The sequence below is a fragment of the Actinomycetes bacterium genome (assembly GCA_036000965.1).
Taxonomy (GTDB): Bacteria; Actinomycetota; CALGFH01; order CALGFH01; family CALGFH01; genus DASYUT01.
In genome coordinates this window covers 1-9,291 of the sequence record DASYUT010000007.1, presented here as the reverse complement: position 1 = coordinate 9,291, position 9,291 = coordinate 1, and the positions used below count along the sequence as shown (strand labels likewise).

The 9,291-nt window shown below is 73.2% G+C and carries 9 protein-coding genes and 1 pseudogene; 8 read left to right on the top strand and 2 right to left on the bottom strand.

The features are described 5' to 3' along the window. Positions 1–46: 46 nt before the first annotated feature. Positions 47–223, bottom strand: coding sequence for a helix-turn-helix domain-containing protein (locus VG276_00310; protein ID HEV8647866.1), 177 nt, complete (start codon positions 221–223; stop codon positions 47–49). 153 nt (positions 224–376) lie between these two features. Here VG276_00310 and VG276_00305 point away from each other — a divergent pair, with 153 nt between their 5' ends. Further along, a complete protein-coding gene (locus VG276_00305) occupies positions 377–586 on the top strand; it encodes a hypothetical protein (GenBank protein ID HEV8647865.1) in 210 nt (69 codons plus the stop codon). 185 nt (positions 587–771) lie between these two features. Further along, complete coding sequence (locus VG276_00300; GenBank protein ID HEV8647864.1) at positions 772–3,006, top strand: hypothetical protein; 2,235 nt, start codon at positions 772–774, stop codon at positions 3,004–3,006. On the opposite strand, the gene VG276_00295 is transcribed toward VG276_00300, so the two are convergent. Next, the gene (locus tag VG276_00295; GenBank protein HEV8647863.1) at positions 2,948–3,193 is read right to left on the bottom strand and encodes a hypothetical protein; all 246 of its coding nucleotides are present in this window, start codon (positions 3,191–3,193) and stop codon (positions 2,948–2,950) included. The two genes, VG276_00300 and VG276_00295, sit on opposite strands and share 59 nt — an antisense overlap. A 302-nt stretch (positions 3,194–3,495) precedes the next feature. Between VG276_00295 and VG276_00290 the strand changes: the two genes are divergently transcribed. From VG276_00290 to VG276_00265, 6 genes and pseudogenes are all read left to right on the top strand, one after another. After that, positions 3,496–4,341: an amidohydrolase family protein gene (locus VG276_00290; GenBank protein ID HEV8647862.1), complete on the top strand. Its 846-nt coding sequence runs from the start codon at positions 3,496–3,498 to the stop codon at positions 4,339–4,341. Next, entirely contained in the window at positions 4,341–4,613 is a 273-nt protein-coding gene (locus VG276_00285) for a hypothetical protein (protein ID HEV8647861.1), read from the top strand. The genes VG276_00290 and VG276_00285 overlap by 1 nt, the downstream gene beginning before the upstream one ends. Positions 4,614–4,689: 76 nt before the next feature. Continuing rightward, positions 4,690–5,385, top strand: a complete 696-nt coding sequence (locus tag VG276_00280; protein HEV8647860.1) for a CocE/NonD family hydrolase — start codon at positions 4,690–4,692, stop codon at positions 5,383–5,385. Between the two features lie 124 nt (positions 5,386–5,509). Beyond that, the gene (locus VG276_00275; GenBank protein HEV8647859.1) at positions 5,510–6,631 is read left to right on the top strand and encodes an aldo/keto reductase; all 1,122 of its coding nucleotides are present in this window, start codon (positions 5,510–5,512) and stop codon (positions 6,629–6,631) included. Continuing rightward, on the top strand, positions 6,628–7,482 hold the full coding sequence (locus VG276_00270) for an endonuclease/exonuclease/phosphatase family protein (protein HEV8647858.1): 855 nt from the start codon (positions 6,628–6,630) through the stop codon (positions 7,480–7,482). Before VG276_00275 ends, VG276_00270 begins: the two co-directional genes overlap by 4 nt. 485 nt (positions 7,483–7,967) lie before the next feature. Continuing rightward, positions 7,968–9,155, top strand: a pseudogene (locus tag VG276_00265) (radical SAM protein). The last annotated feature ends 136 nt before the right edge of the window (positions 9,156–9,291 follow it).

Here is a 9,291-nt window from a genome sequence, read left to right as displayed (position 1 = left end):
AGCCGGCCCGGGGTTGGGGTCTACCCGGCCGGACCCGTCATAAGGACTACCCGTCTTCGCGGCGTTCCTCGGGGTGCCGGTCGAGCCAGGCATCGACCTCGGCGAGCCGGTAGCGGGGCTTGGTCCCGGCCCAGTGCACCGGCGGGCCGGTGCCGGCGCGGCGCCACTTGCGCACGGTGGCGACATGGACGTGGCAGTAGTCGGCCACCTCCTGCTCGCTCATCAGCCGCTCACCCATGCTCAGAGCGTACGAGGCTTGCCGATACAGACTCACTGGCGCACACTAACGCCCACCTGCGCCCACGACCGTGGCGCGAAGCGGCCCGGCGGCGCTTGGGGCGCCCCGGGCCAGGCCGACACCCCGGGAGGTGCCGACATGGCGAAGGCTACCCGACCCGATCCGGCCGAGCTGCACGCGGTCGCCGCCGCTGCTGAGCGGGCCGTCACCGGCCTCGCCCGGGTGGTCGGCCGCGCCGCTGGCGCCGGCCTGATCATCGACGACGAGATCGTCGCCGCCGTCGCCACGATCACAAGCTGGGCGGCGTGGGTCGCCAAGTACGCCGACGCTGCCGAGCACACCGACTGAGATGGGGTAAGCCGGCCCTGATCGTGGGGTACAGCCCTGCCGGCCCTGCCGGGTCAGGTACCCTCACCAGGGACGATGCGTTTCGCTAGTCTCTCCTAGCTGAAGGGGCCGGGGCAGGCCCGGCCCAGGAGTGCGGCCCCCGCCGGGGCGCGGCCCGTCGGGGTGACGTCAGTAGAATCCAGCTGATGAGATTCCAACGGGCCAGCGGCTGGCGCGGGCGCCAGAGGGCTCACCGCGGTCAGGTCCGCGCCGTCAGCCGGGGCCTCGCGGCCCTGGCTGTGGCCGCGGCCGGCTGTCTCGGGGCGGCCGGGGCCGCCAGCGCCATCCCACGGCCAGCCCAGGCCAGCGAGCCGGTCGCGCTCGTGCTCGTGCAGCGGTTGACCTGGGATGAGGCGACCGCCGCGGCCCGCCTCGCTGGGGGGCCGGTGGCGGCCGGGCTGGTGTCCACCATGCCCCCGCACGCGCCGTTTCCCGCGCAGATCCTGTCGCTCGCCGCCGCGCAGCGGGTCATCCCGGGCGGGGAGGGCCTCGCCCTTGTCGAGCGCTTCCGGGCGGCCAGCCCGGACGGCTGCTACCTTGGCCTGCCGCCGGTCGACGTGGTCGCCGCCCCGGGCATGGAGGCAGCCGGGCTGCTCGCCGTGCAGGCGACCGGCACGCCACCCCCGCCCCGGCCCCTGGCCGGCGACTGGGCCCCGGCACCGGGCCGGGTGCTGGCCCTTGCCGTGCCCGACGCGGCCGGGCTGGCCGCCGTGCTCAGCCGCCTTCCCGCCGGCACCTGGGTACTGGTTGCCGGGCTCAACCCGGCGCCCGGACGGGCCCGCATGGCGCCCTTCCTCGAGCTCGGTGGTCAGGCCGGGCTGGTCACCTCCGACTCCACCAGGCGGTCCGGCCTGGTCGCGCTCGAGGACGTCTGCCCGACGCTGGCCGCGACCGGCCGGCGCGGCAACGGGTCACCGATCCGGGTCCAGGCAACGGCCGACCCCCTGGGCGCCACCACCCGGCTCGACCGCCGCGTGGCCGCCCTCGTCACCGCCCGGACCTGGGCCATCCCGACCCTGGCCCTGGCCGGCGCCTTGGCCGTCGTGTTGCTCGCGTTGACCTGGTGGCCGGGTGCCGGTCCCCGGCCAGGAGAGGGCCCGGATGATCAGACGGGCGACCGGGTACCACCAGCCCGCGCTGCCCCTGCAGCCGGTGCTGCCCGCGCTGCCCGTCCAGCCGGCGCTGCCCGTGCAGCCTGTCCAGCCCGCGCTGGCTGGGCTGCCCGTCCAGCCCGTGGCTTCGTCCTGCTCACCTTGGCCCTGCCGTCGGGGTACCTCGTCGCCAGCATGGTCGCCCCGGCCTCGGGGCCGGCCTGGCTGCTGCTCGGGGTGGCGCTCGGCGTGGCGCTGGCCATCGGTGCAGCCCGCCTCGCCCGGATCCCCAGCAGTCGCGCGGACGCCTCACGGGCGGCCGTCGACCCGGATGGCCCGGACCGTTCCTCCGGCGGGAGGGCCGGTTCGGCGCCGGCGTGGCTCGGGGCCGTGCTGCTCGCGCTGGTGGCCGGGGACCTCCTGCTCGGCGGGCATGGCCTGGAGCGTCCACTGCTCGGCGGCAGCGCGTTCGACGGGGAGCGGTTCTACGGGCTCGGCAACGGGTACTTCGCGCTCGCGCTGGCCAGCGTCATGCTGGTCGCCGCGTACGCGGCCCGGATGTCCCCATGGGCCATGGTGGGCCTGCTCGCCGGCTTCGCCCTGGTCGACGGGCTGCCCATGCTTGGGGCCGACGTCGGCGGGGCGCTCACCGCCATGCTGACCGCCGCTGCGGCCTGGCTGCTCGGTGACCAGCCCTGGCCGCCCGCCCGCGCGGCTTCCCGCGGGCGGGGGCTCGCCCGCGCCCTCGCCGTTGCCGGCCTGGCGCTGGCCGCCGGGCTGGCCGTCGCCTTCGGCGCCGGCCTGGTCACCGGCGAGCCGACCCACGGCAGCCGCTTCGTCGACCGGCTGACCGGCGAGGGGCCGGTCGCGGCGGCGCGGGTCGTCACCCACCAGCTCGGGCGGAACGGTCGCCTGCTCGCCAACAGCTTCTTCGCCTGGGTCGGGCCCATCCAGGTGGTCGTGGCCGGCGTCCTGGCCGCCCGGCCGCCCCGGGCGCTCGCCGCCGTCCTTCCCGAGCGCGTCCGCCGCGTGACCCTGGTCGGCGCCCTCGGGTCGGTGCTGCTGATCCTCCTGAACGACACCGGGGTGACCGCCACCAGCGCGAGCGGCCTGTTCCTGCTCGCCATCCTGGCCTGGAGCATGCTGCGCGAGAGGCAGGCGCCCTCCGGCGGCGAGGTGGACGCCGACGAACTCCGGGCTCGGCCCGCCAGGGGCTCGGCCGGCCCGGAGGTCAGTGGGCCGGGCCCGACTGCCAGTTCCGGCCGAACCGGTGCGGCACCTCGGCCATGACCTCGGCGGCGAGCGCGTCGGGGTCGCCGGCGCCGAGCCGCTCGGTCACCACCCGGACCGCGTCGTCCACCAGGGCGCCCGGCGGCACCGCAGCCGCCGCCCAGCGAGCCAGGGCCCGGACGCTGCGCGTCCTCGCCTGGATCCGGACGGACAGCTCGCGGGCGATGGCGTCCTCGAACCGGTTCATGACCGCCAGCCTACGCCGGCACCGTCGGCCTGGCCGGGCCTTCTCCGCACCCCGCGCCGCGCTGCGCACCGGGCCACCCACCCTGCACCGGGCCACCCACCCTGCACCGGGCCACCCCCCCGCACCGGGGCCGCCCCACCCCGGGGGCCGCCCCACCCCGCACCGGGCCGCCCCACCCCGCACCGGGCCGCCCCATCCGCACCGGGCCGCGCCGCGCTACATCGGGCCGCCCCCCCCGCACCCGGGCCCCACCCTGCGCACCCGGGCCGCTCGGTCGGCGGCCCGCCGGGTACACTCCGGACGTGCGCGCCATCGACCTCCACGTCCACCTGCCCCTGCCCGCCTGGGTGGAGGGGAGCCTCGGTCCGTACCGGGAGCCGGCCGAGCGCTACTTCCGCAGCCGGGTCGAGCTGCAGACCGCCGAGGAGCTGGCCGCCGTCTACGAGGCGATCGACTGCGTCGGGGTGCTGCTCGGCTGGGACGCGGAGACAGCCACCCGGCGCCCGCGCCTGCCCAACGACCTCGTGGCCGAGATCGTGGCCAGGTTCCCCGGCCGCTTCGTGGGGTTCGCCGGCATCGACCCGTGGAAGGGCGCCGGCGCGCTCCGCGAGATGCGCCGGGCCCGCGAGGAGCTCGGGCTCTCCGGCTACAAGTTCCACCCCTCCATGCAGGCGTTCCGGCCCGACGACGCGCGCTGGTCCGAGCTGTTCGAGCGGGCCGCCGGGTACGGCGTCCCCTGCCTGTTCCACACCGGCACCAGCGGCATCGGCGCGGGCATGCCCGGCGGCCAGGGCGTGGAGCTCGCCTACGCCCGGCCCATCCACCTGGACGCGGTGGCCGCCCGCTACCCCGAGCTGCCGGTGATCATGGCCCACTTCGGCTGGCCGTGGCATCTCGAAGCGGTGGCCATCGCGCTGCACAAGGCCAACGTCTACCTGGAGCTGTCGGGCTGGCGGCCGCGCTACGTCCCGGACGAGGTGGTGCGCGAGGCTGAGGGTCGCCTCGCCGACCGGGTGCTGTTCGGATCGGATGCACCGTTCTTCGCCGCCGACACGGTGCTGAAGGAGTGGGAGCAGCGCCTCACGCCGTCGGCATTCCGCCGCGTGGCCAGGGACAACGCCGCCCGCCTGCTGGGGCTGCCGGGCTGATGCCGTACGGGGAGGGCTCGCCGTGGCGGTTCCGGGGATCGCCCCTGGCCCTCGAGTGGGTGGCCGACGGCTGGCACCTGCGGGTCGTGCAGCCCTACCGGGCCACCAAACTCTACCGCTGCCCAGGCTGCGACCAGGAGATCTTCCCGCGCACGCTGCACGTGGTGGTCTGGCCCGAGGGCAGCCCCGAGCAGCGCCGCCACTGGCACAAGTCGTGCTGGGAGCGCCGCTTCGCCGACCTGCAGCGCTCGACCCGCCCCGAGCGCCGATGACCACGGCGCGTGGGCTGGGGGCGGGGTCGGGCGCGGGCGGGGCGTCGGCCACCCCGGCGGGCGTCCGGTGAGCGCGATGGGCCGGGAGGAGCCGCCGGGCACGCGGGAGCGGGTGTGGCTGCGCACCGCCGACGGGATCGACCTGGAGGGGGAGCTGCGGCTGCCCGAGGGGGAACCGGTGGCCGGGGTCGCCTTCGCGCACCCGCACCCCAAGCACGGCGGCACCATGGGCACGATCCTGGTTCCGAGGGCGGGCCGCGCCCTCCAGGCGGCCGGCTACGCGTTTCTCCGCTGGAACTTCCGCGGGGCCGGGCGGAGTGGGGGTGAGCACGACGACGGCGTGAGCGAGCAGCACGACGTGCGGGCCGCGGCTGACCTGGTGGCCGGGTGCTGCGGCGGACGGGTCGTGCTCGGTGGCTGGTCGTTCGGGGCCGACATGAGCCTGTGCGCCGCTCCCGCCGACGAGCGGGTGGCCGGCGTGGTCGCGGTCGCCCCGCCGCTCTGGTACCTCGGCGACGCGGACTGGGACCGCCTGGCCGCCTGGGGCCGGCCGGTCCGGTTCGTCCTCGCCGACCACGACCGCTACCGGCCCAAGGAGGAGGTGCGCGAGCTGGCGGCCGGCCTGCCCGACGCCGGCTTCGAGGTCGTGCCTGGGGCCGGGCACCTGTTCACGGGCCGGCTCGACGAGGCGGTCGCGGCCGTGCTTGCCGCGGTCCGCGCCGTGGCCCCACCCACCGAGCAGCATGTGCCAGATCCGAAGGGCTTCCTCTAATGCGCGTCGGCGACGCGAGCCCGCGCAAAGGGCGCCCCTCCGGTTGTCGCGTGTCACCGGCCGATCTGGTCCCTACACTGCCGGCTATGGCTCGGGTCTCTGGGCGTGGAGTCGAGGAGGACGGATGAGTCATGGTGCATCCAATCCGTCCGGCTGGTTGCCGCGCCGGGTGCTGGGGCAGTGTGGGATCGAAGTCTCGGCACTTGGGATCGGGTGTTGGGCGATCGGTGGGGAGGATTTCAACCTGGGCCTTCCCATGGGGTGGAGTGGTACGGACGAGGCCGCCTCCGTGGCCGGGTTGGAGAAGGCCTACGAGTTGGGCGCCACGCTGTTCGACACGGCCGACGTCTACGGGCATGGACGGTCCGAGCGGCTGCTGGGTCGGCTGCTGGCGCAGGTGCCTCGCTCATCGATCGTCGTTGCCTCCAAGGTCGGCTACTTCGCCGGGACAGCGCCGCACGGGTATCACCCACCTCACATGCGCCACCAACTCGAGCAGACGCTGGACAATCTCGGAACTGACTACCTGGACGTCTATTTCCTGCACCACGCCGACTTCGGGCACGCCGACGTCCATCCCGACGCAGCGGTCGCAGCGATGCGTGCCTTCCAGGCCGAAGGGCTGATCCGTGCGGTCGGGATGCGCGGTCCGCACCGCTTCGCCTTGGAGCGACGGACAACTCCCGCCGTGCGAGAGGACAAGGTAGAGCGCTTCCGCAGGCTGTTCGACCGGGTCCATCCTGCGGTGCTGGCCGTGCGGGACAACCTGCTCACTCCGCAGGCTCGCTCGGCCGGGATCTTCTCCTTCGCTGCAGAGCGCGGGTGCGGTCTGCTGATCAACAAGCCGCTGGCCCAAGGGCTGCTCACCGGCAGCCATGGCCATGACCAGCCGCGCGGGTTCGGCCCGGGCGATCACCGGACGCGCAAGCGGTGGTTCACGCCGCCGGCGCTGCGGGTGATCGAGGATGGCCTGACCCGACTGCGCGAGCGGTTCGGAAGTGAGCCGCGGGATCTCATCAGGATCGCGCTGTGGTCCTGCCTGGAGCGCAGCGCAAGCGGGGCGGTTCTGGTCGGGTTCACCCGACCGGAGCAGGTGGAGACCAATCTGACGTGCCTCGGCCGTCCGCCGACCGCCGAGGACCTCCTGTTCGCACGGGAGGTCATGGCCGGCGTGCAGCAGCAGTTGGATGCGGCCGGCGAGGTGTTCCTCGACGAGGCGCCGAGCCGGCCCGGGGCGCCGTCGTGACGACCGGTCCCCTGGCTTCCCTGACCGACGGCTCGCAGCTCACGTTGCTGCCCCTAACGCCGCCTCCGGCGGCTCCGGCCGCCGGCTTGCGGCTGCTGACCTGGAACGTCCAGCATGCCGCGCCCGCACGGGCTCGGCAGCAGGTCGCGTGGCTCGTGGCCCGGTGCGACGCGGACGTGCTCGTGCTCACCGAGGTCGCCGACACCCCTGGCGGGCGCACCCTCGTCCAGTCACTGGCCGAGAACGGCTACTCGGTGCATGGCAACGCCGAGGTAGACGGCGATTACCTCGTCCTGGTGGCGGCCCGCGCCGGACGGCTGGAGCCAGTCGCTCCGGTGCGGGCGGGGCACCTGCCGCACCGGCTGGCCGCAGCCCGGCTGTACCTGCCGGGCGGACAGACGGTCGGTCTTGTCGGGATGTACGTGCCCTCCCGGGGAGCCAAGGAACGCCGAAACCTCGACAAGCGGGCCTTCCAGGACGCGGTGGTTGCCGTGTTGCCAGGACTGCGCGTGCTCATGGCAGAGGGCCCCGTCCTGATCGCTGGCGACCTCAACGTGGTCGAACCGGGCCACCAGCCCCACCACACGGTGTTCGGCGGCTGGGAGTACGACTTCTACCGGGCGTTCGGGACCGCGGGCTTCGTCGACGCCTTCCGCCACCTTCACCCCGACGCCGTGGAGCACTCCTGGTTCGGGCGCCGCTCTGGCGCCGGCTACCGGTTCGACCACGTTTTCTGTAGCGCGCCACACCTGCCGGCCCTGCGGGACTGTCGCTACCTTCACGCCCCGCGCGAGCAGGGGCTGAGCGATCACTCGGCCATGCTCGCCACCCTGGCGCTCACCGGCGGCTGAGCACGCGCCATTGCACCGGCGGTCCCGGCTTCGAGCTGTGCTGGTGCGCGTGCCCGCATTCCAGGGTTTCACCCCTTGCCTATCTGGAGCTGGTTAGCCACGATAGACAGAATTGCTGGCTTTACGATCCTCGTAACTTGCGGCAAGGATACGAAGCGATGTCGCAAAAAACCGCTAACACCAGCTATGACCGACTTCTGACAACCGTCGAGCAGGTCGCTGGCCGGCTACTCACCTCGCTGGATCCCGCCTTGCTCGACGAACCGGTCTGCCTGCAGGCGACACTCGCCGATCACCTCGTCGGGACGGCGACCAAGGTGATCGTGACCGGCACCCATGACCGCCGCCTGTTGTTGGTCGAGCGCGGTGGTCGAAGCTGGCTAGCCGCCGATCTCTCCGGACAGCCGCACGCCACTCGGGCGTGGCCGACGTGGGTCTCCGGTCGCATCGAGATTTCGACCCCGGACCGGTGGTTGTCCGGCGCGATGATCACCCATGAGGCCGTCGACCGCCTCACGCGACCGCGGGTGCTGCTGGTCGCGCTGTACCACCCGGAGTTCTTCCCGCTTCCCCGCTTCCCGCTTGGCATCTCCGACCTCGCGCGAGCTGCACGCGCCACCCTGCTCGGCCAGGTCGAGCTGATGGACATGCAACTTGGGGCCAAGCTGGACGACATCATCGGGGCAGTGCTTGGCGGCCGTCCAGACATCCTCGGCATCTCGGCGACCTTCGGCCAGCACGACCTGATGATCCGCCTGCTGGACGAGGTCACCGACCTTTCAGAGCAGCCGCTGGTCCTCGCGGGGGGCAGCCTGACCGTTCGCAACGAGCGAATCCTGCTCGAACGCTATCCCAAGCTCCTGGTCGCCCGCGGTGCCGGCGAGCCAACCATCCAGGACATGCTCGCCTACTGGCACGGCGACCTGGAGATCGAGGCGATCCGGGGCATCGGCTACGTCGGTGGGCCTCGCGGCGAAGGGACGGTAGCAATCAGCCGGTATCACCGCACCGGCACCGTCGCGAACCGGCTTCACAGCGACAACTTCCCCGAGCTGGACCTGCTGGACGCCACCTTCCGGCATAAGGGCGTCGCGCAGCTCGAGTCCTCGCGCGGCTGCACCAACTACTGCTCGTTCTGCCCCCGTGGTCACAAGGGGACGTGGGCCGGGACCGCCCCACAGGAGCTCTCCCAGATGCTCCGAGCGATGGCACCGGTCTTCGACCGGCATCCCGAGATCTCTCGCACGATCTACCTCGTCGACGAGGAGTTCATCGGCCGCAGCCCCGACGCCGTGCCGCGGGCGCTAGCCGTCGCGAACGCCTTGCATGCCGCCGGGTTCCGCTGGGAGACAAGCTGTCGCATCGACCAGGTCGTGCGGCTCGACCGCGATCGGGCCTGGCAGGTCGAACGCGGCCGGATGTGGCGCGAGCTGGTCGCTCGAGGCTTGCGCCGCTGCCTGTTCGGCGTCGAGTCCGGCGTCACGTCGATCTTGCAGAGGTTCAACAAGGAGACGACCGGCGAGCAGAACGCCCTCGCGATCCGTACTCTCTGCGCCCTGGGGGTCCCGACCCGCTTCACCTACATCACCTTCGACCACCTGATGACCGACGCCGAACTGCGTGACAGCCACGCCTTCCAGGCCCGTACCGACCTGCTGCTCAAGCCGCTGCCCCTTATCTGTGGCGGGACTCTCGGTCAACGTGTAATCCCGAGGGTGTGCTGCTGTTTGGTTGCTGGCTAGGCACGGCGAACTGAGCCGAGGGTCAAGATGGAGCGCCCGCAGCGCAGCGAGGACGAACGATCTTGAC